Raw genomic sequence first — 25,483 nt, forward strand, 5'->3', positions numbered from 1 at the left:
CAGTTTGGGGCGGTTTTGAATAATTTGATTGACAGAGTGATAGGGTATTTTGACCCGCATGCAGGCTTAAAGCGCGCTCAGGCACGCACAGCCATGTCGTTTGCTCGTCAATATGATATTTCATCAAAAAGCCCCCGTAATAACGGCTGGAAACGGCCTAAAACCACCGCATCACAGGAAGTAAGTGCGGCACTGAATGAAGCAATGGCAAGTGGTCAGGAGTTGTGCCGAAATAACCCGCTTGCTAAGCGAGCTAAGCGCGTTATAGCTGCAAGCACTGTAGGTGCAGGTATTCGGGTTAAATTCGTTCATGAGGACGGCAAGCCCAATAAAAAACAAGAGCGTCAGTTAATCAAGCTCAATAAAAAGTGGAAGCGCTGGGCGAAAGGTCGGTCATGCGATTTCGATGGTCACCACACGTTTTATGGCCTCCAGTTTCTGTGGATGTCTACGATTGTAGAATCAGGCGGTGTCTTCATCAGAAAACACGTTACGAAAACCGGGGAATTGGAGTTACAGAGTTTTGAGCAGTCGCATTTAGATCGCGCTAAGTCAGGTTCAGGCACAGACACGGACGTCGACATTGTTGATGGTATGGAATACCGAAACGGCAAGTTAGCAGGTTATTGGCTGTATGACACACCGACTCAAACGCTGACGCACAGGCACCTAAAGCAAAGTAAATTCTATCCGGTAGATGACATAGTCCACATCTTTCTTAAGGACCGCACCGGGCAGCATTTAGGTATTACCTGGTTCGATGCATCCGCAAATATTTTACGGAATTACGAGATATACAAAGACGCGAAGCTGATGCAGCAGCAGATTGCGGCCTGTTTTGCACTATTTGTGGAAGAGGGCTCCAGCGCTGGTGGTCTAGCCGGTGAGTTAGATACAGAACTACCTGACGAAGTGACGCCGGGAATGGTAGAAAAGATTGCTAACGGGCAAACACCGCATGTTGTCACCCCTCCAAAAGCCGACGCTTCAACAAATTTTGATATCGGCTTGAAGCGGGATATTGCGGTAGGTGTTGGCACCACATACGAATCCATGACAGGGGATAACTCGCAAACGAATTTTGCATCTGGTCGCATGGGACGCATTGAGTTTCACCAGCAATTGGACATCTATCAGCACATCATGCTTGAACCAGCTTTGGACATTATCGCTACCTGGTTTATGGACCTGTTTGAATTTCAGGATCGCTCAATCAACTCAACAAAAGAGTTTGAACCTAACTGGACTTTCCCTCCACGGCTATCAGTCGATCCGAAAATTGATTTCGACCACATCATTTCTCAGGTGAGAAACGGAATGATGTCGCCAAGTGAAGCAGCCCAGAAGTTGGGTAAAGACTTTATAGCAGTAATAAAACGGTGGAAAGAAGACAAAGAGTTGTTGGACGGTCTGCCATTCGATTTTGACCCGTCGATGTTCTCAAGCGCTGGCAATCAGATTGATGAGGATGATACTGCCAGCGGCACTACGAACAACCAAACAAAAGGTGAAAATGATGAATAGAGCAGACGCAGCTGCAACGGTATCAGCCAGCACATCAGGGGTTGGTGGTGTGACGGTCGCTTCAGGTGTATTGGAACAACTTAGTGTTTACGCACCGCTTATTGGTCTGGCTATCTCTTTCATTTCTTTGTTGTTAGCCATTGTATTTTTCATCGCAGGCCGGGCAGACAAAAAGCGGGAAAACAGTTTACTGCGTGAAATTTTGACGGAGAAGAAGGAGCACTCAAATGCCTGTGGAGAATGAAACGACAGTACGTCAAGGTACGTTTAGTGTCAGGGCTGAAATTAAACAGGACTCGATTGATGCAGAGAACCGTACCGCTTGGGTGTGTTTTTCAACCGGTGAAGCTGGCAGGCGCTACGACTGGTGGAATGACACCGAGTATATGGAAGAGCTTGACATCACGCCTGAATCTATACGGACAGCTCGTTTGGACAAAGGGCTGTCCGTTTGTGACAACCACAATACTTGGTCTTGCCGGGGGGTTTTTGGGATCACCGAAGAATATAAAATTGAGAACGGCGAGATTCTGGGGCGTGTCAGGTTTGCCACTGATCCAGCTTCAGAAGAAATGTGGATCAAGGTAAAGGATCGTATATTGAGGCATGTATCTCTTGGTTACAAAGTTCATAAGTACCAAAAGTCCCAAGCTGAAGACGACAAAATCCCTACGTATCGGGCCATTGACTGGACTCCCACTGAATTAAGTTTTACCCCGGTTTCGTTCGAAACCACCAACGGCGTACGCTCAGAGCAGCGTGCAAAAGAAGATCTACACACAGTAATCATAGAGGATGTCACTATGGATCCAGAGAACTCGAACGAAGCCACTGAACAGCAGGCTCGTTCTGATGACGGCGGTACTCAACCAACACCAGACACAATTGAGACACCATCAACTGAACAACAAACACGAAAACAGCAAGCTGCACCAGTACAACAACCAACCGTTAACCGTGCCGACCTGGGCACGATGTTAGACGTGACACGTAAAGCCGGGTTAGACGATCAAGTGGCTATTGATGCGTTTACTCGTGGTGATTCTGTTGAGTCGATATACAAAACGGCAATAGAAGCAAAGTCGGATGGTTCACAACAGAGCACGATCCGAAACTATGCGACCTTTGTTAGTGATGCACGCTCAGATCAGCGCGAAAACGTACGGTTAGCGGGTGAATCGTTCTTACTTCAGCGGTCCGGGCGTAAGATGCATGAAAATGTATCGGCTTCTTTGGTTCGTGATTTTACAGGTATGTCATTGCTTGATATGGGGCGGTATTTCGTGGAGGCTCGTGGTGGTAGCACTCTTGGCATGAGTCGAAACGCATTAGCTGCACGTTCTTTTCACTCAACAAGTGACTTTCCATTGTTACTTGAAAACGTCATGAACAAGAACTTACAAGACGCTTATCAAGAGACCCCGCAAACGTTCCGAGAACTTGGCCGTCGAACCACAGTTAATGATTTTCGTGAGAAGAAAACATACTCACTTGGTGACGCGCCGAACTTACTTCCAATTGGTGAAGATGGTGAGTACAAGGCGGGTACATTCAGCGAAAATGGTGAAGCCTACTCGATTGCGACGTTTGCAAGAAAAATCGGTTTTACTCGCCAGATGCTCATAAACGACGATATGGGTGCGTTTGATCGTATAGCGCCAATGTTTGGTCGCTCCGGGCGAGATCTGGAATCAAATATCGTGTGGGGGCTAATCCTTGGCTATAACTTTTTCACTAACAAGCCACAACCTGTATTACTGAGAGATAAAAAGCCAGTCTATCACGCGGAACGAAACAATTACCTGACCACTGGTTCAAAACTCTCAAAAGACAACCTCAAGAAGATCCGCAAATTGGGTCGACAACAAAAGACCCTTGATGGCAACTTCATGAATGTAACCTGGGATTACCTGGCTGTTTCAGATGAAAATGAAACAGTAGCAGAGGAGCTTCTATATCCCACGCACATCGCAAACACCATGGCTGAGCAGCATCTACGACACAAAATGTCTTTGCTGGTTGAACCTCGAATTTCAGCTGTAAATGAGCACCAGTATCACACTTTTTCTATGGCATTAGACACGTTTGAATACGCGTACCTTGCTGGTGAAGAGGAAATGTACGTCGAGACCAGAACAAGTCATGACATTGATGGTATGAGCATGCTTGTTCGAAAGGATTTTGGCGCGGGCTGGGTCGATTATCGCGGTACGGCTATGGCTACCGGTGCAAATTAAGGAACAGACAATGAAAAATTACATTCAAGAAGGTCTATCACTCGAGTTTACAGCCCCTGCTGGCGGTGTTGTTTCTGGAGGGGTGTACATCATTGGCTCAACCGTTGTTGTTGCATCTGTCTCGGCTGCAGAAGGCGAGCGTTTTAACGGGCGTACAGAAGGTGTGTATGAGTTGCCAAAGACGGCAGCACTAACAGCAGGTGAAGGTGAACCCGCGAAGTGGTTAGCTTCATCTAGCTCAATCAGCAGTGCAGCCGGGGCTAAAGTGGTTGGCGTGTTCACTGAACCAGCCGTTGCTACCGAAACTAGCTGCATTGTCCGCCTGGTTCAAACGGTGGTGGTGTAATGAGCTATCGAGACGTTTTCGGCCTGATGGGTAAATTAGTGAGTGACGCACTTGGTTATACCTGTGTGTATTCAACCATCGACGGTGAAACCATTGAAAACGTCTCGATAACTATCAACACGAGTAAACCTGTAGTTGATGAATACAACATTGTTTCTGGCTGTATTGTTGAAGCCGGGATCCTGATTGACGACATACCTGAACCAACAATTGGAGACTCTTTTATTGATGACTTAGGTCGAGCCTGGAAAGTAGACGGTTTAATCAAAGTTGTGACCGGCAAAACTTATGTTCATGTTGTGGAGCAGTACTAATGCCTGTTTATGATGTAACGGACCTACGCAAGCTGGTTGGTAAGATAAAGACCCAGCCAAAGACAGCAGATCGTGCCGCTGCCTTAGCCATCAATAAAACGGTCACTTATTCAGTTCGAGAGGCTATTGGAGACATAACGACTGAAACGACCTTGGAAACCGGATATGTAAAGAGGCATATCAAGCAGGTGTCACGAGCTGCACCGGGTAATCTCAGAGCTGTAGTCGTGGCAAATACGCGTGAAACGTTGCTGTCGCGCTTTCAATATCACAAGACCGACGATGGTATTGCTGTACGCGTAAACAAGCGTGGTGGATTCCAAAATATCCCACATGCCCGGGTAATGAAAAAGCCTCTCAGAGGTTCATTTAAGACCGGAATCGTGTTGGCAAACAAACATGCTGTTGGTCACTTTCGCCGAGGACTTCACAAAGGACAAGGACGGACACCTGGTAAATCACGCAAGCTTCAGAGGATTTTGCGTAAGGCTCGGACCAAACCGTATGGTGTTGAAGTGCTGCATTCACGTTCAATCAATCAACTTTTCGTGAGTGCACGGGAGCGAATTCAGCCAAATGTGAAGCACAAACTAAGAAAAGAGTTTAAGAAGGATTTTAGGAGGCTTTCGCGATGATTCAAACCCCTGCAATACACGGTGTCATGAAGAAAGACATTGAAGAAAAGCTGGGTAAATTGCCGAATGTCACGGTGTTCTCAGGCTTTATTCAGCAGCACATTAAAGACCTGATCCAAGGTGGCAAGTTACCAGCAATTGTTGTTCAACCAGGTGACGATATACCTTCGGATGCCAAAAACGATACGTCAAAGATATCGCGAGAAATCAAGGTCGCGGCTTTGGTTGATGCGGGAGAGAAAGACACAACGGTAGAGCGTTTGGATGACTTGCTTTTTCAGATCCGACAATCACTTTATGTTGCACACGAAGAGTTGTCTGTGTCGACTATACGGCTCGGGCCTGCAAAGTTTGATTATCCAGAGCCGGGTGAGCAAATAGCGGTTGTCGAGACGAGTATCACCGTGACCTATCAAGAGAAATGGAGAGAAGAATGACAGCAGAAAACATCAAACCAATTGGCGACATTGCCATTTTAAAAGTTATCCCGAATGAACAAAAAATCGGAACAATTGTGCTGGCAGGCAGTGCTATTGAACCGTCAACCTTGTGTGAAGTCATGGTCCCTAATGAGGTGAGTTATCACCGTAATGGTGAGCCTAAATCACCGCATTTGAAAGCCGGTGACGTTGTTCGTATCCCAAAAGGTAGTGTTGGAACGGAAATGCCAGAAGCGCCTGATGGTGAGACCTGGTTAGCCGTTCCCGACGACTGCATTTTGTACATTGTTGGAGATAGTAAAAATGGCAGTTAAAACAAAACTCATATCGGTAACCTTTTCATGCGTTACCGAGTTTAACGGCGTTGAGTATCAGCCCGGTGATGCAGTAAGCGTGTCACCTGAGATTAAAGCGCTTTTTGAAAAACATGGATTCATTGAAGGTGAACAAAATGCAGACGACAAGCAATAAGAGTTTTCAAGGGCGGGGTTCCATTTATGCGGAAGAAATTGGAGCTAGTAGCGGGTTACTACCATTCGGCAATTGCTCGGGTCTTGATCTGTCAACCAATGAAGAATCTCAGGATCTTAATGACTACGAGAATCCAGGTGGTGGAGTCTTGGACACACTATCCCGAGTGAACCAAATTTCAGCTAGTATCACGTCTACCAGTTTTTCCGCGCGTAACATTGCTATCGCTTTGCGCGGATTAGTCAATACGTCAGCGGCGGTCGCTGTTGCTGCAGAAGAACACACTGTAAAGCTGGATGCATTCACACCATTCAACAAAATTCCCGACAAGTCAAAAACAATCACCGTCACCGACAATGCTGGTACTACAACCTACGTTGAAGGTACTGACTATAAAGTTCGTAACAGTGGTCTGATTGCTCTATCGGGTGGAACAATCGCTGATAACTCTGTCATCAAGGTAACTTACGAGTCAATGACTTCACATAACATTGAAGGTATAACCCAGCAGGGAAAAGAGTATCGGATTGTCTTTGATGGGTTGAACGAAGCAGACAGTAACAAACCCGTACGCATTACGCTGCACCGGGTTCGCTTCAGTCCTGCTGATGCCCTGAGCTTTATCAGTGATGACTTTTCCAATGTTCCACTTAACCTGACAGTTTTAAAAGATGGTTCAATTGCAGGCGCCGGTCAATCCCAGTACCTGAAAATTGAGCAAGCGGCATAGTTCCAATCAGTGGCCGTTAGCGCGGCCTTTTTGAGGTTTCTCAATGAGTAATGAGCACAACAAAGAAATTGTTCAGCTAATTATTGACGCAAAAAATTTGTCAAACGACGAGTTGACTGAAGCGGCTGAGCAATTGCAAGGGTTGAGTAGAACTGCGTTGAGAGCGGAAAAAGCACTTGCAGATATTGAAGTTAAGCAAGGTGCGCTTGATTCATTTCGTGAACTAAAAGAGCAATTGAATAAAGCTCGTAATGCTGTAGCGGTTGCGGAAGTTGATTTTAAAAAGTTATCTAGCTCAATTAAGAATAATAAAAACGCAACTGACCAACAAAAACAGTCGCTTGAGCTTGCTAAAATTCAACTAAAACAACAGCGTAAAGAGCTTGCGAGTCTACAAAGCACTTATGATAAATCACTAAGAGACATTAAACAGTTTGGCGCCCATAGTCGCAACCTGGTTCAGGTTTCTCAGGAACTTGAGGAAGCTCATAAGAAGCAAGCACAAGAGGTTGACCGGCTCAATGCTGAACTTGCAAAGCAGACTAACACCGTCAACCAGCAGATTGAATCTGAAAAGCGACGCATTGGCGTCACCGGTGAGCTGAACGACGAGATCCGCAAACAGATAGAACAAGAGCGTAAAGCAGCTGAGGCTAAGGAGCGAGAGCAAGAGGAAGCTTATCAACTTGCGATTACGCTTAAAAAGTATGAGCAGCGGCTGGCATCCCTAAATCAGGAAAAGAAAAAAGGGACTATCTCAAGCGGCGACTATATCCGCCAGGAAGATGAGCTCAGGCAACAGCTGGGCCTGACCAGTGCGCAGGTGAGTAAATCCCGCCAGGCGGTTGAAGCGGATGCCAAGGGGAAAGGCCAGGCGACAAAATCCACTGAATCACTCTCAAAGGCAACCCGCAGGCTAGCTAAGGTTTATGCGCTATTGATCTCAGCGCAGTCTGCTGTGAGTGCTGTGCGCGAGTCAACTAAAGCCTATGGCGAGTCAGAAGCTGCGATCACAAAGGTGGAAAAAACCACCGGGCAGGCCCGTGAGGCTGTCTCTGCCATGTACCAGGAACTATCGGTGTTGTCTCAGGAGATCATGCCAACCAGTACCAATGAACTGGCCCGTTATGCAGAGGTTGCCGGTCAGCTGGGGGTTAAATCCACCACCGATATGATGAACCTGGTTACCGCAGCAGATGCCCTGAATGTTTCGACCAATTTGGCGGGTGACGAAGCAGCCATGCTGCTTGCCCGGATTTTGTCTATGACTGGGGAAGGGATCCCCAAAATACATAACCTGGCGTCATCGGTGGTCGAATTAGGGAATAACTTTGCTGTCTCTGAAGACGAAATCGTACACATGACCAAAGAAATTGTGACAGGTACAAGTGCGATTAAATTGGGCAGTGCTGCTGCGGCGGCATTTGGTACTGTACTGAAGGAATCAGGCCAGCAGGCAGAGCGATCACGTTCGGGTTTCACCCGGTTATCTCAGACAATCTTGCAGGCCGTGCAAAACGGCGGAAAAGACCTAGACAGGCTGTCAAAACTGACTGGGGTTGCTGCTGACGAAATTGAACAGCACCTTGGTGAACTGCCTGAAGAGGTGCTTTATAAGCTTATTAAAGGGTTTAGTGAGGCAAAGGACTCTGGGGAGTTACTATCGGGCATACTGCGGGATATGGGGATTGACTCGCAGGAAACGCTTGAAGTGATGGAAGTGCTATCCAATAAGGTTGGTCGTTTACGTTATGGCATTGACTTGTCGAGCAAGGCGAACATCAAGCATACAGCCCACCTGGAAGAAGCCGCTAAGGCCTACGCCAACCAGGAATCCCAGATTGCGAGGTTGATCAATCAATTTTCAGGGCTGAAGCGTGCAGTGGGTACAGCCTTGAGTGATGAACTCGATTCTGGCGTGCGGGCGACGTCGGCACTGATGGAAACACTGGAACAGTCAATTGTCACGGTGATGAACGAAGTAGGTAACATTACTTCGGGGTTTGGTGAACTAATTGATACATTTGACGATGCTACTGAGGTGATTGGAGGATTTGCCGGAGGGGCGTTAGACGCGCTTTTAAAATCAGGTCTAAACAACGTCACCATGTTATTTAACAATCTGACACTGGCCATCAGCGGTGCTGCACTGGCAATCAATGAGCTCAAAATATACGCCAAAGAGGCGACGGGTGCCTCAGAAGAAGAGCTGGAAAAGCTCAGGGAAGTGAGCCGAAAACTTGCGAAGGGGATGGAGCGGGACGTAAAGGACATAGGGAATTCATGGGATAAGTTTACAGGAAAGTCCAGCTCAGCTTACGAAGATTTTCAGCAGACCTATAAAAAATATGGCAATGCGGTCAGTTCACTGGGTGAAGAGCAGCAAAAGCAACTCGCAGAGTTAATCAAGGCAAATGGCTATGTAGAAAAGCATGAACAGGCGTATATCGACCTGTCTGCGGCTTTGGTACGTGCCAATCGGGAGGAGGAAATCCGCACCCGGATGCTTGAGCAAAATGTCAAGCAAGCAGAAAAAAGGGCGCAGCAGGAGCGCGAAGAAGTTGCACGCAATAAAGCACTGCTCAAACAGGCTGAAGAACTGAACCTGACTCGACAGCAAATTACCGAGCAGCAAGAGGCTCTGAGCAAAGCAAATGCAGAAGGTGCGATATCAGCCATTGAGTACAAAAATAAAGTTGACTTGCTGACAGTTGCAGAAGAAAGGCTCATTGAAAAACAATCTGCCCATTCAACTCAGCGAAAAATTGCCATATCTCAAAACTCACAGCTGAGTGATTCAGTCCGGGATCTCAAATTAGCAGAAATTGAGCTGGATGAAGCTATCTGGCACCTGGACAACCAGCTTAAAGGTAATATTAAAAATGACACTGAAAAGCTGCGACTGACTCTGGAACGAATCGACGCCGAGCGCGATTTAAAACTCGTTCAGGAGAAGCTTGCAATTCAGCAGGAGCTGGAGTCGAAGCGCCATCATGAGCTGGCAGACATTCGGGAAAAAAACGCACTTGCTCTTGAACGTCTAAAGAGCAAGTACGAAGCAAACATCATTACGTATGGCGAATATGCTCGCGAAAAAGAAAAGCTGGAGCTGGTGACGCGCGTACTGACCAATGCCCTGGGCGATGAAAGCGACGCCGAAGATCGATATCGGAACACCAAAAATGCATCCAATCAGGTTATCCGAGCTGGGATCGGCCTGACCCGCGAGAGCACCGCCGCAATACGCGAGCAGGCTGAGCAAGTCAGAAAAGCGACCCAACACATTAACCTGTTTGCCAGTGCTCACAACAACCTTAATAAACAGTTTGATTTCAGCAATACCAGCACGCAACAACTCAAAGAGCGTTACGACGAGCTACAGGGTGCCATCATGGACAATCAGCGTGTAACGAGCGGTTGGTGGCGTGACCTGGCGCAGGAGAGTAATGCCGCGTTTGCCCGCGAGCAACAGATCATCTCCCAGACGCTGCATATGCGAGAGCTAACTGAGCAAATCAACTCGGGCAGCGTATCACTCGATAAGTTAGATACCTACGCACGCCAGGCCTCACAGTCATTCAGCCTGCTCGGTCAATCTGATCTGAGCAATTACCTGCGTCAGATTGAAGCGGCACGGGCCGAGCTGCAACAGTTGCAGCGTGAGACCGCCAGTACAACGGCATCTGCGCCGAGCCCGGCATACACACCAGCATTAAATCCGACCGTGCAAACCGCTAATGACACTGTGGTGATACGCCTGGAATCTGGCAGCCAGTCGGCTCAGGTGCAGGGTAACCGCCAGGCTATTAATGACATTATCCGGGTCTTGAGAGAGGCGGGGTTAAACGTCGCATGAATACATTAGAGGGGATCCAGTTACCCAGCCTGCAATGGCATCACACCGACTACTGCGCCATATCGCAAAAGGTGACGGCATCAATAACCGGCCACCGGGTGATCCAGCGTGGGCGCATGGCCGAAGGGCGTCCTATCACATTGGACGGTGCCGCTGATAGAAGCTGGTTATCACTCGAACGAGTAAACCAGCTGTCTGAGCTGAGGTATCAGGATAACGCACTCAGGCTGGTGTTTAACGGCGCAGAATACAAGGTTAAGTTCGCGCTGGACCAGGCGGACCACCTAGTGATCCGCAAAGTGATGGGTGAAACCTATTTTGTCGAAAGGATTAAGTTAATTGAGGTACTGAGCTGATGGCCCTGTTTGAAGGTGATATCAAATTTAAAAGATCGCAGAGCATGGAAGACACGCCGGAAGGCGGCGGACGCATAACTGGTGATGTGATATTGGATGGCGAGCAAAACAGCATATTTCAGGACATTTCTGATCTGGACAGAGCATACGGCTCAGTGTCGATGATGAAAGTGTACTGTCATGTAGACAGTGCGAACAGCGACAAGTTTTTCGGTGCAAATTTTGCTGTTATTCAGCCGCCGGCCGACCCCAGTGTGTCGCTGACCATGATGACCACACACAGTCATTATGACCGCCGTAAGGATGCCAAGAACATCGTTGAAAGTTACTTGACCCGGGCCAGCGAATGGGCGGGGTCACTGCTGGGCATACAGTTGGCCGGTCAGCGTACAATCCGGATTGTTCAGCGAGAGGAAAGCCGGGATCCCGATGTAGGTGAAGTGTTGGCCTTGATACAAAACGAGGGGCAGCAAAACGAATTTGAACAGTACGTAAAGATTGTGGATACCAACCGGGAGGTGCGTCCATTTTCGACGATGCTCAATGGCAACCTGAGTGAATTTACCAGAGCCGTGGTTACATGTGAGATCAGTGAACCACTGCGGCATACATTTACGGGCGGTGAGCCGTCACCGGTAGATTTCAACGCTACGCCGTGTACGATCCGTGAGACCATCGTCGCCAATGCAGCTAAGTACTACGCCACCAATAACCTGGCACAGGACGCCGCGCTGGGCAGCATGACCATTCAGGCTGACTCTATATTCACCCAGCTGGTGCCATCGTCCCGAACCGAAACACCAATCACCGATGTAAACGCAGTCGGGCAGGTGAATACGGTTGTAGGGTCGTCAGGGCAGACCACATTTTCGACCACTCTAAATCTTGGTCCCAGTAGGTCATTATTTTTCGGCGGGGCTGTTAAACCTTCAACCGTAAAAATTCACGTATCAGGTACGGTAATAACAGACTTTAACAGCGACCTGCGGATCAATGACCAAATAGTCGGCTATCTGGATTATGAAAATGGTATTGCCCAGTTTAATGCTGACATGCCTGTATTTGGCACATCTTCGCTGAGAGTTGAATACTCTCCCGCCTCGGTTAAACCAGTAACAGTATTCTCAGATGTTGATGAGATCACAGCGGAGAATAGAGGCTACGCCTTTGTAAAAAACCTATCACCGACGCCGGATCCGGGCACCATGCGGATCAGTTACCTGGCACAGGGTAAATGGTACGTGCTAACCGATAGCGGGGCGGGTGTATTGCGTGGCAGTGATGCCAGCTTGGGGTCTGGTCTATTGGACTTTGCAACCGGTACTTTGCAACTGACATTGGGTGTTTTACCTGATGCAGATAGCGCCATCATTTACCAATGGGGTACAGAGGTTGCGACAATTGACCGGGCGGGTGATACCAGTATCAAGCCTTGGTTTACGCATCAAATTGAGGCAGGCAAAACACTTACTCCGGGCAGTGTGACAATCACCTGGGGTGATAAAACAGCAAGTGAGGCCGGAGGCGATGGATTTGTTGAGGTGGACTATCAGACCGCGGAAGTAAAATTTTTACCTGCAGTATTGCCTGAGCGTGCGGAATTTATCATTCAATATGAAGTTGCCGGGGATGTTTTATCTGAGGAGCTTCAAGCCACAGGCAGCAGAGGTGAATATGTGGTTACTACGAGCGGCGCAATTCAGCCTGGTACAGTTATGTTTGAGCTAAATTGTGAAACCAAATCCCCACGGCAGGGGCGCGGCTATAAGCGATTCAATGTTTTTGACCCACAGGTGCAAGTCACCGTGCATGACGATGGTGCAGGCAATTTGGTCAATAATTCGTCCGTAACAATTGGCACTGTTGAATACGCATCAGGGACTATAACCTTCAGTATTGAGTTCATGGCGTCCGTACGATACTCATACGAATCCTGGGGGCGAGTTATCAGAGTTGCCTATAGCCATGTGCCGGTGCTATGCAGCAGTTTGACGGTAGTGTCTGTGAAATATGGCAAATCTACGGCAGGTGGTGTGTCTTCAGCACCATTCAATCCTGAACATCTAATACTTGAAATCCCTCGGTCGCACCATGAGCGCCTGATCCCCAACGCCTTGGTTTTTGAGTTAGCCGGCCGCCGGTACTTCGAGCGCAACGGGCAACTGTATACGTCCATAGACAATTCAACGGGGGCGCCCGGGAGTGCGATGGGTAGCGTGTCTCACGTTAACGCTGTGGTGAAAGTGAGTAACTGGCAGCCAAACGAACCAGTTGTACTTGATGTCATATCACTGAATACGACACTTGATCACACTCACTTAGACAGCAATGTGGTGTTTCGCACACCTGGTGCTCCTTTGGCACCCCAATCACTGACGTTACAGGTATTGGACCCTCAGGGCGTGATGCAGTCGGTTACGGCTGACTCAACCGGAGCAATTAATAACGGCTACATTACCGGGCGTGTTGATTCACAAACAGGTGTAGTATTGCTTGAGTTCAGTGAGCCCACGGATGTAACCACACTCAGATACTCATGCGTGACATACAACTATCTACCACTGGATGCCGAGCTGATAGGTCTGGACCCCGTCAGGTTACCCAGCGATGGCCGGGTGCCTGTGATCACTAAGGGTGACATGTTGCTGATCCACCAAACAGAGCAAAAAATACTGGCTGGTTCCGCAGGGCAGGTATTAGATGTCGGTCATCCTCGTCTTGCCAAATTGGAAGTGCTGGAGCTGGCACAGGGTAACTATAGCGTTGACCTGGATGCTGGCACGGTGACGTTAGGTGACACGGTAGCCAGCGGCGATTACACGCTTGAATATCGCTTTGAGGATATGGCGTTGGCGATTGATGTGTCTATTAACGGGGTTATCCGCATTGCCAAGCAGCTTAGCCATAACTACACAGCAGGTTTTGCTCGAGTAAGCAGTCTGCTGGTCGCGGGCAATATGTGGTCACGCTACGCAAATTTGTATGATCAGCGCACCTGGACCGGGGAATGGTCGGATACGCTGATAGGTGAGCCAACTACGGCTCAGTTTAATGATGCTGACTACTCGATCACGTTGACTAATTTAGGCGCAATCTCTGAGCGCTGGGCGATTGTTTTTACCAGCAACACCAGTTTCAAGTTGATTGGCGAAAATGTCGGCCAGATCGCTATCGGCGACATAAACACCGATTTCTCACCTACTAACCCCAACACCGGCACCCCTTATTTTACGGTTCCTTCATTTGGCTGGGGTCAGGGGTGGTCGACGGGTAACGTACTGCGTTTTAACACGCATGGCGCCATCTTTCCCAAGTGGCTGATCCGCACAGTGCTACAGAACAACGCAATCGTAAATAGCGACGCTTTCTCAATTGAGGGCCGTGGCAACATGAACAAGGAGTAGAAAATGACCTATCCAGTTAAGTGGTACTCAAGTGAGATGCAAGGCGCACCAGAGGTGACATCAGGTTATACCGCAGCTGATTGCGGCACCCTAACCGCCGCCATAAAAGCTTGCCTGGTAACCGGGTTTGGCAGCACGCCGGTAGATTCATTGGTCTATGATACCGATCGAGGTGAGGCTAAGCTGACAATCCAGTCTGGCCATAAGTTCCTGGCTCACCAGGTGATCAAAGTAATCGGCGCCACCGACAATACTTATAATGGTGAATTCAGGGTGACAAAGGCGACACTGACTGAACTCTGGTTCAAACTCGCTTCAATCCCGGCTGGGGATGCGCAGGGCACTATCACCGTGTCCGTGCCGCCTGCTGGCTGGTCAGTGCGTGACGAATCAGCGGACGGGCATATTGCTATTTTTGAGGCCGGAGCGGATGTTGGCAACATCATGTTGCGCATTGACAATAGCCCGTTTGACAACCCCAACGGCTCCAACTCGTCATCCAGCAATAATCATGGTGCACTGGGATCATCATTCCGCGCTATCAAAGCCCGGGTTCAGCAGGTTGAAAACGTTACCAGCGCAGAGCAGTTTGATCAGGTTACTGAACACCGTTGGCCTGCCAGTCATATCTATGGCACCCCATACTGGGAGGTGATTGCAGATGAACAGTTTTTCTATTTGATATTTAGATTCGCTGAGCCAAATCGTAAAGCGATATTTTTTGCGGGTTACATTAATTCGATTCGCCCGGGTGACCGGTATCATTTTATCTCTAATGGCCTGGCCAGGTGGGATGTGAATAGCTCGTCATACCGCTGGAATCATGAATCAAGTGGTATTTACAATGATGGGTTGACATTTAATAAACAACACAATGAACACTTTTTGGCCCGGCAGTACCATCAACTTTTGGGCACTGGCGAGTTTACACTTGCCAGTAATATGCGGTATTCGGGCTCACTAACACGGCACCCTAACCCGGTAGACAACGGGTTTTACATCAATGATCAGCCTGTTATTGTTTTGGAAAATGGCGATACATACCGCGGTAGTCTGCCCGGGGTATTGACGCCACAATCGGGGTCTGTTGCGTTTGATGGTAAAACGTTGGACACGATCCCCGAGCTGCCAGCCACAATGCTCAGATGTCATGCACTCGCCGTAGATGCATATTCCTATGATGGACCCGATGGCGAACAGTACAAAGCATACACGCATTGTTTTGATATCTCAGATGCCGGTTGGAGGTAGGCATGGGGTTGTATCACTCGATTGCCAATGATACACCGGCGCAGTGGGTTGATGCTGTGTCAGCAGTTGACCTTGTAACAGGGGCCAGTGTGCAGTATGTCGGTGAGCCGGTGTTTAATGGTAGCGCTTTGGTTACAACGCACGAAACCGGATACATCGAGCTGTCTGTCAACTCAGGTATTGTTGCCATTGAAGTGTGGTGCAGGCCGCATGCTCAAGGTGTTGCAACGGCAATCATAACGGGCGCTGATTTGGTACTCGGTGTATCACCGACAGGGGGACTGGTGCTCAATGGTACTGAATCGTCAGCTCAGGTGAGTTACGATATTGATAATCAGCTGGTTATCCAATTCGGCAGCGAGACTCGAGTTTACCTAAACGGCACCGCTGTAACTGAGTTTACCAGTCCTGCCAACCTGATCCCGGCCGGGCAGACTGTGCAACTCGGGGTGCAAGTATTGGCGTCCGGTCGGATCCACAATTGTCAGTTACACCGGGTGGTAACATACGGTCATTTGTTGGCGGGAACTTCATTTGGTCGCACGGTTTCAGATCAGCGATTGCCGTTTACCAGTTACGCGACCTTGAATGACCTGAGAGCGGACTATCATGTGATTGGTGATCTGACGTTGAGTGCTCAGGATGGCCTAACCACAACCAGTGCTGGATATATAGAGTCACAGTGGCTGGAGCCTGGGCAAGCTTTGATAATGCTGGATCACATTCAAGCTGACACGCTCGTAGCAGATAAAATCGAGTTTCGTGATGATCTGACGGTATACGCCTTTGGTGAGCTGGTTGATTTGACTGTGGATGCGAGCTCAATACTACAAGTGCGGTTTGATGATCAAATGCGTCTGTATCTTTTTAGATCCGATACTGATTACCAGGTTTTTGACAGAACAGCCGGTCGATACTCGCTGAAAACATACTTGGCGCTTTCACCGGACAACCCAGTCGCAACATTACCATTAACCACTATGTATGGTGACGCCCAATTAGTCGCGCCCGTAGTCCCCAAATTCAGGGGGGTTAAACTCGGTTTACCAATCTGGGCCAATGCCGAAACGCGGGAGCAGGCCAACCCCTACGGATATGATATCCGATACCTCTCGGATAGTTATGAACCCACCTTGGTCCATCGCTCAACGAATACGCAATTATTGAATGTCCAGCAGGGTTATATCAGTGATCGCGTCACGATAAATGGGCTAGCTGCACCAGACAGGCGCGTGCTGTGTTATTTGCAGTATGGCGACTTGGTTGCTGAAACCCGGACGGATGAACAGGGTAATTACCGGTTTGACAATCTGTTTGCGGATCACCGTTACATGATTGTGGCTCAGGATAAGCCGGAGTTTGGCGAGGCTGAATACAACGCGGTGGCCGCAGACTACCAGCAGCCAACGGAGTACGCATGATAACGCTTGCGCCCCCCATCAAAGAACAACAACTGAAAGCCCTGGGTGATCAGGTTGCCATGGTGGTGTTGTTTTCCGGTAGCGCACCATCGGGCGCCGGAGAGTTGACGGACCAGGAAATGCTGGTCGAGATACCGACCCCTGCGCCTGCGTATACCGAATACGCCAATGCCAGACTGGTAATGGCCGCAACGGAAGCCGCAATGGTGACGCGTTCCGGTGTAGTGGGATTTGCTCGGCTGTTTGATGCACAGGGCTTAGCACTGGGTGACATTTCCGTGGGTGGACCTGCCAGCAATGCTGATTTGAAGTTTACACATGAATCCGCTCAGGTTTATGCCGGTGCATTAGTCCGCTTGGGTAGCTGGTCAATCGGATGATCAACTTTCGCAAACCTCGCAAGGACGATGGTGCACTTGAATTAGTGTTCATACCTGAGCAGGTAGAGCGGGGATCAGCTAAAGCACAGGGCTTAGATTTAAATACTCCTCGTGGTGGCGCAGGGCTCGAATTCATTCGGCGGGATACAGGAGGTCCACAGCAATTAGAGCTGGGTGGCCACGCTGGCTCACCTGTTTATTTTGCTGACGGTGCATTACAGGCAATTTTTGATTTGTCAGGTGCATGTGATGCCCACTCGTACCAAGGCGAGGGAGCACTGGCTTACAGCCTCAATGTTGATCGTGGGGTTGTATCAGATATGCGAGCACGTCACAGCGAGGCTCGATACGGCAGCAACCTTGTTGAGTCAGTAATGCCCGGTACAGATAAGTTGTCTGGTAGTACCCGGCAGGGCTATGAGTCTGGAACACGTGGCTCACAGATATTGTTTGTTGCCAGTCGAGCTATGCGTGATGGACAGGGAGCATTAACCAGCTTGTATTGTGACGGCGTGGGCAGAACATCGGACGTTATAGGTACTCAGTCATACCCGGGGGCAGTCTCAAGCGCAGTAGTAGCACAATATACCCACGCGTTAGCCGGAGCTGGCACTGCATGGGGTCGCTGGACTTATCCGGGGAAAGTAAGTAAAGCCCTGATAGATATTGTGGCCAGCAGTTCAGCGATACAAGTGGGACGAGCAACAAATTACCAGGAAGCAGGGCGGGTTAATTTGGCAACTTCCTCGCAATACCAACAAGCAGTACTACCTGTTTTTGGTCAGAGACCTGCACCACCAATCAAACCGCCTGAGCCACCAAGACCACAAGCACCATTAGACTTCGCAGTACTCAGGCTAAAAGACGCACATTTAGAATTTGTGCGGATCGAATTAGACGCGGTGATAATTATGAACCAGATAACGGTATTCTCTCTTAACAACAATGCGAAAACTCCCATTCACCCAGCTTCAGCAAACCTTCAGTTGGATATTGAAAGCTACACGTGGACCCTGTCAGGTGTGCTGCATGGCCGAGACGCAAAGCAACACGTATTACCGGGCAGTGAAATCGAGATAACAGCAAACGGTCATACTTGGGTATTCCTCGTTACATCATATAACCGAAGCATTTCCGGACTTGCTGATGTAACTTACAGCTTTCAAGCTGAGTCTCGGACTCGATACCTGGCCGAACCATATGCACGCACAAGCACTGGTATAGTTGAAAGCACTATATCACCATGGCAGATAGTAGAGCAGCAGTTGCAGCCGCTAGGATTTAGCCTTGACAGGTCGGCTGTTCCTGACTGGACGCTGGGTGCTAACTCATATAGTTATGACTCGAAGACACCACTATCTTTGCTGGTTGAGATTGCTAAAGCGTGCGGGGCAATAGTGCAACCTGATAAGTCACAGGACAGGCTTACCGCGAAACCTCGTTATCGTGTGCCACCTTGGGAATGGACAACGCTGACAGATGAACAGTGCGACCATGTGATCGATGAAGCGATTGTCATCAATGAATCCAGTGAAGACCAAAGTACGCCAGAAATAAATTGTGTGACTGTCCTCAGTGATTCAACAGGGGTGACAACTGAACTGGTGAAGTCGGGGACAGTAGGTGATTTACGGGCTAACGATGTTATTTCCCCATTACAGCAGGATCATGCTGTCAACGCTGAGCTTGGTCGAGCGGTCATTGCAAATAGTGGTCGTCAGTCAGTTATCGACATAACTATCCCATTAGGCGCCGGGGAGTTGATTGAACCAGGTGATATTGTGCGATATGCCGGGCAAACAGGTTTATGTATCAGCACAGGTATATCTATCAGCTCACTGACGGACGTTTGGCAACATATCAGCTTGGAGGTGCACCATGGCAACTAAAAACCCGTGGAAGAAATTCAGCTCGTTATTACCACAACAGACTCAGTTCAGCGGGAAAGTCGTCGCAGTCGATACGATAGAGAAGCGCGTTAAGGTCCAGCGCACAGATGGTACGTTATGGGTCTCTGGTTCAGCATCATTGAACGATACGGTTATAGCAACCAGTGATGGTATTAAACGTGTGGTTACGAACAATAATTATCAAAGAATAGAGGTGTGAAGTGGATACAGGATTTATGTCAGATCTTAAAACCCAGCTAACTCTGCACGAAGGGTTGCGTTATGAACTTTATGAATGTCCTTCAGGTAAATTGACAATCGGTGTTGGTCGGAACATCGAGGACAGAGGCATCAGCCCTGACGAGGCTGACTTAATGCTTGAGAATGACATCAATATCGCTCAGAACGAGCTACGTCAGCGAGTGGGTGTGTTCGACCAGCTAACGGATACTCGTAAACGTGTGCTTATAGATATGGTGTTCAACATGGGGATCACGCGGTTTATGACGTTTCAGAAAATGTTGGGTGCGCTGGCAAAGAGTGATTACCAAAAAGCAGCAGCTGAAATGCTGGACAGTAAGTGGGCAAGACAGGTGCACAGTCGGGCTGACTCACTTGCTGAAATGATGAAACGTGGTTAGGTTCCTACACATCACGTTCTAATAGGCTAATTAGAGGTGTTGTCTGGTACTTGAACTTTCTGTCACTGAGTAGAGATTTGTATACAATGTGGAGTTTAAACTTGTGCTTTGCTTCGTCTAGAAATGAGGTAAGAACTAATAGATCATCATCTGAAAACTTACCTTTGTTAACATTGTGCGAGATACGTAACACAATAATCTCTTCATGCGGACTAAGAGCTGAACCAAGGCCAAGTTCTACTAAGTATATTCCAAACCTGTTACCAATTAAGGACTGAATCAATTCTATCGTTTCAGTCCACGTTTTTTTCTGACCATTCCACTGAAACTCATAGCGTTCTATCAGGGCCGTACCAATCCCTTTGTTTGCTATTTTAAACGTAAATTCACCTTTATCGGCAAGATTGTTTAAACCTAAAAAGTCGCTAATATGAGGTCGAACCGAAGCTTCTTGGTGTAGTTTGTTTGAGTAACATTGATAAATCGAAGCTGCGGCGCTAAAGAGTGCAGCCAAGGCTGCGAATACTGCAGTGATTAAGGTGTATATTTCAACACTCGTCATACTAGAACCAACCAATAGTTACATAAATTTCTTCGGTGCATGACGGTCTGCTGTGTTGACCGTCCATACTGTTATATCAAGCTTCTTATCTTCTATGGTCTTTTCAATGCGGCGTAAATAACGCTCTTTGGTCCTGGTATTGACGATCAGCACGATGCCGGCTTTCTTGCCGGTCATTGCCGAGTAGTACAACGCCTGACCGACAGCCTCCGCCCACTTCTTACCCCAGTCGTATTCTATAGCAAATTGGTCCGTCAGGCAGTCCACTCTGGTTTTATCTGGTAAGCGATATTCAACCTGGCCCTTACAATGAAATTCAACAAAGTCTGCTTCTTTTTTTAGTGGCCAGATTCCAGCACCACTACCTGATGCATTGATAGAGGTGGATAATAAAGTAAGTAAAGAGGCGAATATCATGCGCTTCATGTGATTGTCCTTTTGTTCAGCTGGCAAAATATTAACATTCAATGGGGGTGTTGTCAGTTGGTTGGTTCTATGGCAAGGCTCCAAAAAAGGAGTATTAAAGGTAGATTACCTAAAATGGGTTGAAAATTGTACACGGGTTGCGTACTACCATCAAACCTTTAGAGGTAACTTTCTACCATTGGGTTTGTGATAAAATCAATATATAACAGTGTGTTGCTTGTTTTCTCGCAACATTGAGGGGGTGGTGAGCATAGCTCGTGGGGGTTCAAGTCCCCCCATTCGCACCAACCGGTATTTCAAACTCCTTCCAGAATCATAAATCTCCTAAATTTAAACTACTTAGCTGCACCATTGTGCTTTTATTGAGTTACAATGAAAGAAATAAGTTTGTTCTCCTTTTTATGCATTTTTCTGCTCATTTCATTTCCCGAGTATTCCATAGCGTTAAGTCCATTGAGATAGGCGCGAGCGGAATAAAGATAATGCGCTCTGGCGGTGAAGAGCTACTGACCTGGGCGCAGCAATGTCGGCCACCTGTCGTGGTTGTTGACTGGCTGGGGACGCGTCTGGCGTACCACGACGGCACGAGAGTGCTGACCGTCCGACTGAAAAAGTCGCTGAGTCCAAACATGCAATGCCAACTTGAAACACTTTGGATCAACACGCACAAAGCGCGCCTGCTCGGTGCAATCACCTCTATTGAGCAACTTTTACAACACCGCTATTTGTCGATACGTTACTGGGCTACAACGCGCTCAGTCATTAGTGAACTGGCAAAGTACTGGAGTGGCTGGCAAAGCCAGGCTGCACTGCCAGAGACCGTCCAGCAAGCCCAGTATACAGTCGCAGAGCTCAATGCGTGGCAAGAAGCCGATCTGGCGCAATTCAGAGAAGCTTATGTTCAGGCTCAGCTCTCTCGTTATGCATCCTTTTTCGACACCATATGCGGTCAACCGCTTACTCAGGCGCAGCGCCGGGCCTGTGTCGTACAGGATGAACGTCAGCTATTGCTAGCGGGCGCCGGAACTGGCAAAACCAGTGTGATGGTTGCCAAAGCTGCTTACCTGTTACACTCGCAGCAAGCCACGGCTGAGCAAATGCTGATGCTGGCGTATGGCAAAGAGGCTGCTGCTGAAATGCAACAAAGGCTCAGTCACAGTAAGGTGAATGTGGAGTGTGCCACTTTCCATAGTCTGGGTCTGGAGATCATTGCGCGCTCAGAGGGCAGCAAACCTAAACTGTCTGCACTTAGCCAAAGTGACACTGCCAGAGCGCAGTTTATTGCTGAGACTCTGGCATCGCTGTGTCAGGATCCGCTTTATCAGCGTGATTTACTTGCACTTCTTAAGCGTCAATTCGGCGCGACTGAGGACTGTGACAAACTGGACCTGGATTCTCATCCGGTACAAAAGCTGGTCCGTCAGTTTTCAGAGGCACTGAGTTTTTACAAGCAGGCACTGTTTTTGGGCAAAGTGCAGTCACTTAGCCAAGAGTTTGAGCTCTGGAGCAGCTGTTTTCGGCCAGTGCTCACCGACTACCAGCTCTATTTACAAAAAGAACAATGCATAGACTTCGATGATATGATCACCCGCGCGATTGAGCTGGTGCGCAGTGGCCAGTTCAAAAGCCCCTGGCACGTCATTTTGGTCGATGAGTTCCAGGACATTTCTCCATTGAGAGCAGCTTTACTGAAAGCTTTACTGGCGCAAAACGATAAGTATGCCCTGTTTGCCGTGGGCGATGACTGGCAGGCGATATATCGCTTCAGCGGTGGCGATATCTCCATGACAACGCATTTTGCCGAGCACTTTGGCGAGGCGACCATCCAGCAACTCGATATGACTTTTCGTTACCCTCAGCAGCTACTGGATATCGCCAGCGAGTTTGTTTGTCAGAATCCAAATCAATTGATGAAGCGGGTTAACTCCAGCATGGTGGCAACCTGCCCGGCACTGATAGCGCGCCCGGACGATGACAATGCGTTAAGCACAGCAATAGATGGGTTTATGGATCTCACGGCTGAGCCTTGCACGGTATTATTACTCGCACGCAACCACAAGTATCTGCCCTCGGCAGAAGTACTCGCCGCACTCTCACAGCGCTTTGTGCGTGCCCGGATAACGGCACTGACCTTTCATGGTGCCAAAGGCAAAGAAGCGGACTTTTGTATTATGCTGGGATTACACAGCAATAGTGTGCCTGCCAGGCAGCAAAGTGCCGCTATTATCGAAGCGCTATTGCCTGAGGCAGAGTCATTTTTAGATGCCGAAGAGCGTCGACTGTTTTATGTCGCACTGACCCGTGCGCGCAAGCAGGTGTGTTTGCTGGTACCTGACGATCCCAGCCCGTTCATTGAACAAACACTGGCATTGCTGGACTAATACGCCAGGCAGGAATTTTCTTATCCTGACGAGAAAATAATTTTGTTGTACTTTGCATCCGCAGCTTTTCATAATTCGCGCTTTGAAACACGAGTAACAACAGAGAGCCCCAATGCGCGGATGGATTATATACAAAGACTCAGCAACCCTGCTAAAGCCTGAAACTTATGAGATCAAACGACTGCTGCAAGTCGCTCAGGAAGAGAATATTGATCTGCAAGTGTATTCTCCCGATCAGTTCGATCTGCTGGTATCCCGGGAAGACGATCAGAGTGTCCTGATCGATGGCGAGCCGGTGTCATTGCCCGACTTTGTGCTGCCGCGTATGGGCGCAGGCACAACCTACTTTGCGCTGGCGATCATTCGCCACCTGGAACGCCTAGGTGTGCATTGCTTTAACAGCTCAGAAGCCATCGAAACGGTTAAGGATAAGTTGTTTGCGCAACAGATCCTGGCACAGCAAAATCTGCCTACGCCGAAAACCATGCTGGTAAAATTCCCGGTGGATATCGACCTGGTAGAAAAGCAAATCGGTTTTCCAGTGGTCGTGAAAACGCTTTCAGGTTCGCAGGGCAGTGGGGTCTTCTTATCTAAGTCTCGTAGTGAGTTTGACGATTTGATGCAGCTTATTGAAGCGACCAGTCCGAAAGCCAATATTATTTTGCAGAAGTTTATTAAATCCAGTCATGGCAGAGACTTACGGGTACTGACCATAGGGGGCCGGGTGGTCGCTTGTATGGAGCGAAATTCTGGTGGTGCGAACTTTAAGGCCAACGTGAGTGCGGGTGCAAAAGGTCTGTCTCATCCCATAACGCCTGAGATCGAATGGCTGGCAACCCAAACGGCCAACATTCTTAACCTGGATATGGCGGGGATCGATCTATTGTTTGATGAAGAACACTTTAAGATCTGTGAAGCCAACTCAAGCCCGGGTTTTGAAGGGCTCGAAGCGGCTGTCGATGTGGATGTGGCACGAGAAATTCTGCACTTTATCCGCATTCGATTGGGGATCTTCGATAAGAAAAAGCCTGTGGTTGTTGAGGCCAAAAAGTCGGCAGCTAAATCACAACCTGCGGCAACGAGCGCTTAGCTTTAAGCCGCTTCAATGACTCAGATGACACCAGTCAGCACAGGTTGTCTGGTATCATAGCTTATTGATTTCTTTGGCAACCTGGTAACCATCGTCGGTGATGATCTGTTCCAGTGTCGCAACCCGTGACTTAAGTTGTTTGATTTCTTCTTGCATAGCCTGCTTCTCAGACTGATTCATTCCATCGAGCTTTTTCATTTCCAGGCGTTTAGCATAGATTTCCCTGACTGTGCCAAACCCTACTGCAATTAAGACAATCAAAAACACCATTGTGGTACCGGGCATACGTATTACTCCATTTCTAAATTTGGTACTCCAATCGTAGCAAATTTAACAGCAGAGATCTGTGGCGTATCTGTTTCAAGATGTGATTGAGCGAATGGGCGCACAGAGCGCCCATTTAGCGAAGGTGGGGGTTATTCGTACGGTAAAGGGTCGCTTGCCTGGTTAAGTGAAAAGGCTTCCAGGCGTTCCTGACAGGCGCCACACTTGCCGCACGCTTTTTCACGACCGTTATAACAGGTCCAGGTTTTACTGTAGTCGAGTCCCATTCTCAGGCCGTCTGTGAGGATCTCAATCTTAGTGTTGTTCAGGTAAGGACAGACAATTTCAATTTCTTCGTAATTGGCGATACGGCAGACGTCGTCCATTTTCTTTACAAACTCGGGGCGGCAATCCGGATAAATTGCGTGGTCGCCAGAATGGGCACCGTAAAAGACTTTACTTGCTTTTAGCGACACCGCATAGCCCACGGCCAGAGACAGTAAGATCATATTGCGATTCGGCACCACCGTGCTTTTCATGCTTTCTTCTTCGTAGTGGCCTTCAGGAACATCAATATCATCGGTCAGTGAAGAGCCGCCGATCAGCTGATTGATAGCGGAAATATCGACAATTTTATGTGCAACACCGAGTTCATCACAGGCCTGGCGGGCAACTTCGAGCTCTTTCACATGGCGCTGGCCATAATTAAAAGACAGTGCATAGACCTCATAGCCTGACTTGAGTGCTTTGTTCAGGACCGTATAAGAATCCATACCACCGGAATAAATAACAACGACTTTTTCGCTCATTGGTTTGCCTCGTTTATGTGCTCGAATACTCACTGACATTGCTCGCAATTTTAATA

25 protein-coding genes are annotated in these 25,483 nt (G+C 48.4%); 21 read left to right on the forward strand and 4 right to left on the reverse strand.

Translation table 11 applies throughout. The annotated features are described in order from the left end of the window. Positions 1-15: 15 nt before the first annotated feature. From L1285_RS16805 to L1285_RS16895, 19 genes are read left to right on the forward strand one after another with little or no spacing between them, the layout of a single operon-like run. Complete coding sequence (locus tag L1285_RS16805) at positions 16-1,524, forward strand: phage portal protein (protein WP_235413309.1); 1,509 nt, start codon at positions 16-18, stop codon at positions 1,522-1,524. Beyond that, positions 1,517-1,768 carry a hypothetical protein gene (locus L1285_RS16810; protein WP_235413310.1) on the forward strand — a complete coding sequence of 84 codons (252 nt, stop codon included), beginning with the start codon at positions 1,517-1,519 and terminating at the stop codon, positions 1,766-1,768. The genes L1285_RS16805 and L1285_RS16810 overlap by 8 nt, the downstream gene beginning before the upstream one ends. Next, positions 1,752-3,761 carry a prohead protease/major capsid protein fusion protein gene (locus L1285_RS16815; protein WP_235413311.1) on the forward strand — a complete coding sequence of 670 codons (2,010 nt, stop codon included), beginning with the start codon at positions 1,752-1,754 and terminating at the stop codon, positions 3,759-3,761. The genes L1285_RS16810 and L1285_RS16815 overlap by 17 nt, the downstream gene beginning before the upstream one ends. A gap of 10 nt (positions 3,762-3,771) precedes the next feature. After that, positions 3,772-4,107 (forward strand): capsid cement protein, encoded by a 336-nt coding sequence (locus L1285_RS16820; RefSeq protein WP_235413312.1) that lies wholly within the window; start codon positions 3,772-3,774, stop codon positions 4,105-4,107. Continuing rightward, positions 4,107-4,421 (forward strand): hypothetical protein, encoded by a 315-nt coding sequence (locus tag L1285_RS16825; protein ID WP_235413313.1) that lies wholly within the window; start codon positions 4,107-4,109, stop codon positions 4,419-4,421. The genes L1285_RS16820 and L1285_RS16825 overlap by 1 nt, the downstream gene beginning before the upstream one ends. Then, entirely contained in the window at positions 4,421-5,056 is a 636-nt protein-coding gene (locus L1285_RS16830) for a hypothetical protein (RefSeq protein WP_235413314.1), read from the forward strand. Before L1285_RS16825 ends, L1285_RS16830 begins: the two co-directional genes overlap by 1 nt. Beyond that, positions 5,053-5,493: a hypothetical protein gene (locus L1285_RS16835; RefSeq protein ID WP_235413315.1), complete on the forward strand. Its 441-nt coding sequence runs from the start codon at positions 5,053-5,055 to the stop codon at positions 5,491-5,493. The genes L1285_RS16830 and L1285_RS16835 overlap by 4 nt, the downstream gene beginning before the upstream one ends. Continuing rightward, entirely contained in the window at positions 5,490-5,810 is a 321-nt protein-coding gene (locus L1285_RS16840; RefSeq protein ID WP_235413316.1) for a co-chaperone GroES family protein, read from the forward strand. Before L1285_RS16835 ends, L1285_RS16840 begins: the two co-directional genes overlap by 4 nt. Continuing rightward, positions 5,800-5,967: a hypothetical protein gene (locus L1285_RS16845; protein WP_235413317.1), complete on the forward strand. Its 168-nt coding sequence runs from the start codon at positions 5,800-5,802 to the stop codon at positions 5,965-5,967. Before L1285_RS16840 ends, L1285_RS16845 begins: the two co-directional genes overlap by 11 nt. Further along, positions 5,948-6,697 (forward strand): hypothetical protein, encoded by a 750-nt coding sequence (locus tag L1285_RS16850; RefSeq protein WP_235413318.1) that lies wholly within the window; start codon positions 5,948-5,950, stop codon positions 6,695-6,697. Before L1285_RS16845 ends, L1285_RS16850 begins: the two co-directional genes overlap by 20 nt. A 43-nt stretch (positions 6,698-6,740) precedes the next feature. After that, positions 6,741-10,553: a phage tail tape measure protein gene (locus tag L1285_RS16855; protein WP_235413319.1), complete on the forward strand. Its 3,813-nt coding sequence runs from the start codon at positions 6,741-6,743 to the stop codon at positions 10,551-10,553. Then, on the forward strand, positions 10,550-10,909 hold the full coding sequence (locus tag L1285_RS16860; RefSeq protein ID WP_235413320.1) for a hypothetical protein: 360 nt from the start codon (positions 10,550-10,552) through the stop codon (positions 10,907-10,909). Before L1285_RS16855 ends, L1285_RS16860 begins: the two co-directional genes overlap by 4 nt. After that, on the forward strand, positions 10,909-14,313 hold the full coding sequence (locus L1285_RS16865) for a hypothetical protein (protein WP_235413321.1): 3,405 nt from the start codon (positions 10,909-10,911) through the stop codon (positions 14,311-14,313). Before L1285_RS16860 ends, L1285_RS16865 begins: the two co-directional genes overlap by 1 nt. A gap of 3 nt (positions 14,314-14,316) precedes the next feature. Beyond that, entirely contained in the window at positions 14,317-15,564 is a 1,248-nt protein-coding gene (locus L1285_RS16870) for a hypothetical protein (protein ID WP_235413322.1), read from the forward strand. Positions 15,565-15,566: 2 nt separating this feature from the next. Further along, the gene (locus tag L1285_RS16875; protein WP_235413323.1) at positions 15,567-16,985 is read left to right on the forward strand and encodes a hypothetical protein; all 1,419 of its coding nucleotides are present in this window, start codon (positions 15,567-15,569) and stop codon (positions 16,983-16,985) included. Next, complete coding sequence (locus L1285_RS16880) at positions 16,982-17,365, forward strand: hypothetical protein (protein WP_235413324.1); 384 nt, start codon at positions 16,982-16,984, stop codon at positions 17,363-17,365. Before L1285_RS16875 ends, L1285_RS16880 begins: the two co-directional genes overlap by 4 nt. Then, on the forward strand, positions 17,362-19,254 hold the full coding sequence (locus L1285_RS16885; RefSeq protein ID WP_235413325.1) for a hypothetical protein: 1,893 nt from the start codon (positions 17,362-17,364) through the stop codon (positions 19,252-19,254). Before L1285_RS16880 ends, L1285_RS16885 begins: the two co-directional genes overlap by 4 nt. Beyond that, positions 19,244-19,474, forward strand: a complete 231-nt coding sequence (locus tag L1285_RS16890) for a hypothetical protein (RefSeq protein ID WP_235413326.1) — start codon at positions 19,244-19,246, stop codon at positions 19,472-19,474. Before L1285_RS16885 ends, L1285_RS16890 begins: the two co-directional genes overlap by 11 nt. A gap of 16 nt (positions 19,475-19,490) precedes the next feature. Continuing rightward, positions 19,491-19,895, forward strand: a complete 405-nt coding sequence (locus L1285_RS16895) for a glycoside hydrolase family protein (RefSeq protein ID WP_235413327.1) — start codon at positions 19,491-19,493, stop codon at positions 19,893-19,895. A 4-nt stretch (positions 19,896-19,899) separates the two neighbouring features. On the opposite strand, the gene L1285_RS16900 is transcribed toward L1285_RS16895, so the two are convergent. Beyond that, positions 19,900-20,457: a hypothetical protein gene (locus L1285_RS16900; RefSeq protein ID WP_235413328.1), complete on the reverse strand. Its 558-nt coding sequence runs from the start codon at positions 20,455-20,457 to the stop codon at positions 19,900-19,902. 18 nt (positions 20,458-20,475) lie between these two features. Then, entirely contained in the window at positions 20,476-20,883 is a 408-nt protein-coding gene (locus L1285_RS16905; RefSeq protein WP_235413329.1) for a hypothetical protein, read from the reverse strand. 482 nt (positions 20,884-21,365) lie between these two features. On the opposite strand from L1285_RS16905, the gene L1285_RS16910 reads away from it, so the two are divergent. Both L1285_RS16910 and L1285_RS16915 read left to right on the forward strand, forming a co-directional pair. Continuing rightward, on the forward strand, positions 21,366-23,264 hold the full coding sequence (locus L1285_RS16910; RefSeq protein WP_235413330.1) for a UvrD-helicase domain-containing protein: 1,899 nt from the start codon (positions 21,366-21,368) through the stop codon (positions 23,262-23,264). 112 nt (positions 23,265-23,376) lie between these two features. After that, entirely contained in the window at positions 23,377-24,354 is a 978-nt protein-coding gene (locus L1285_RS16915) for an ATP-grasp domain-containing protein (protein ID WP_235413331.1), read from the forward strand. A 54-nt stretch (positions 24,355-24,408) separates the two neighbouring features. Here L1285_RS16915 and L1285_RS16920 read toward each other — a convergent pair whose 3' ends face one another. Together L1285_RS16920 and queC are read right to left on the reverse strand one after the other, a co-directional pair. Next, positions 24,409-24,639 (reverse strand): hypothetical protein, encoded by a 231-nt coding sequence (locus L1285_RS16920; RefSeq protein WP_046005768.1) that lies wholly within the window; start codon positions 24,637-24,639, stop codon positions 24,409-24,411. A gap of 131 nt (positions 24,640-24,770) precedes the next feature. Further along, positions 24,771-25,427 (reverse strand): 7-cyano-7-deazaguanine synthase QueC, encoded by a 657-nt coding sequence (queC, locus tag L1285_RS16925; RefSeq protein WP_235413332.1) that lies wholly within the window; start codon positions 25,425-25,427, stop codon positions 24,771-24,773. Between the last annotated feature and the right edge of the window lie 56 nt (positions 25,428-25,483).

Origin of the sequence: Pseudoalteromonas sp. DL2-H2.2 (genome assembly GCF_021532535.1) — a bacterium.
Classification (GTDB): domain Bacteria; phylum Pseudomonadota; class Gammaproteobacteria; order Enterobacterales; family Alteromonadaceae; genus Pseudoalteromonas; species Pseudoalteromonas rubra_A.

Excerpts from the sequence above, each read along its gene's own strand:
- L1285_RS16910 (WP_235413330.1), top strand. The coding sequence starts at position 21,366 with ATGCGCTCTGGCGGTGAAGAGCTACTGACCTGGGCGCAGCAATGTCGG.
- L1285_RS16865 (WP_235413321.1), top strand. The coding sequence starts at position 10,909 with ATGGCCCTGTTTGAAGGTGATATCAAATTTAAAAGATCGCAGAGCATG.
- L1285_RS16920 (WP_046005768.1), bottom strand. The coding sequence starts at position 24,639 with ATGCCCGGTACCACAATGGTGTTTTTGATTGTCTTAATTGCAGTAGGG.
- L1285_RS16850 (WP_235413318.1), top strand. The coding sequence starts at position 5,948 with ATGCAGACGACAAGCAATAAGAGTTTTCAAGGGCGGGGTTCCATTTAT.
- L1285_RS16915 (WP_235413331.1), top strand. The coding sequence starts at position 23,377 with ATGCGCGGATGGATTATATACAAAGACTCAGCAACCCTGCTAAAGCCT.
- L1285_RS16835 (WP_235413315.1), top strand. The coding sequence starts at position 5,053 with ATGATTCAAACCCCTGCAATACACGGTGTCATGAAGAAAGACATTGAA.
- L1285_RS16900 (WP_235413328.1), bottom strand. The coding sequence starts at position 20,457 with ATGACGAGTGTTGAAATATACACCTTAATCACTGCAGTATTCGCAGCC.
- L1285_RS16860 (WP_235413320.1), top strand. The coding sequence starts at position 10,550 with ATGAATACATTAGAGGGGATCCAGTTACCCAGCCTGCAATGGCATCAC.
- L1285_RS16815 (WP_235413311.1), top strand. The coding sequence starts at position 1,752 with ATGCCTGTGGAGAATGAAACGACAGTACGTCAAGGTACGTTTAGTGTC.
- L1285_RS16825 (WP_235413313.1), top strand. The coding sequence starts at position 4,107 with ATGAGCTATCGAGACGTTTTCGGCCTGATGGGTAAATTAGTGAGTGAC.
- queC (WP_235413332.1), bottom strand. The coding sequence starts at position 25,427 with ATGAGCGAAAAAGTCGTTGTTATTTATTCCGGTGGTATGGATTCTTAT.
- L1285_RS16905 (WP_235413329.1), bottom strand. The coding sequence starts at position 20,883 with ATGAAGCGCATGATATTCGCCTCTTTACTTACTTTATTATCCACCTCT.
- L1285_RS16840 (WP_235413316.1), top strand. The coding sequence starts at position 5,490 with ATGACAGCAGAAAACATCAAACCAATTGGCGACATTGCCATTTTAAAA.
- L1285_RS16880 (WP_235413324.1), top strand. The coding sequence starts at position 16,982 with ATGATAACGCTTGCGCCCCCCATCAAAGAACAACAACTGAAAGCCCTG.
- L1285_RS16885 (WP_235413325.1), top strand. The coding sequence starts at position 17,362 with ATGATCAACTTTCGCAAACCTCGCAAGGACGATGGTGCACTTGAATTA.
- L1285_RS16875 (WP_235413323.1), top strand. The coding sequence starts at position 15,567 with ATGGGGTTGTATCACTCGATTGCCAATGATACACCGGCGCAGTGGGTT.
- L1285_RS16890 (WP_235413326.1), top strand. The coding sequence starts at position 19,244 with ATGGCAACTAAAAACCCGTGGAAGAAATTCAGCTCGTTATTACCACAA.
- L1285_RS16810 (WP_235413310.1), top strand. The coding sequence starts at position 1,517 with ATGAATAGAGCAGACGCAGCTGCAACGGTATCAGCCAGCACATCAGGG.
- L1285_RS16870 (WP_235413322.1), top strand. The coding sequence starts at position 14,317 with ATGACCTATCCAGTTAAGTGGTACTCAAGTGAGATGCAAGGCGCACCA.
- L1285_RS16830 (WP_235413314.1), top strand. The coding sequence starts at position 4,421 with ATGCCTGTTTATGATGTAACGGACCTACGCAAGCTGGTTGGTAAGATA.
- L1285_RS16895 (WP_235413327.1), top strand. The coding sequence starts at position 19,491 with ATGTCAGATCTTAAAACCCAGCTAACTCTGCACGAAGGGTTGCGTTAT.
- L1285_RS16845 (WP_235413317.1), top strand. The coding sequence starts at position 5,800 with ATGGCAGTTAAAACAAAACTCATATCGGTAACCTTTTCATGCGTTACC.
- L1285_RS16820 (WP_235413312.1), top strand. The coding sequence starts at position 3,772 with ATGAAAAATTACATTCAAGAAGGTCTATCACTCGAGTTTACAGCCCCT.
- L1285_RS16855 (WP_235413319.1), top strand. The coding sequence starts at position 6,741 with ATGAGTAATGAGCACAACAAAGAAATTGTTCAGCTAATTATTGACGCA.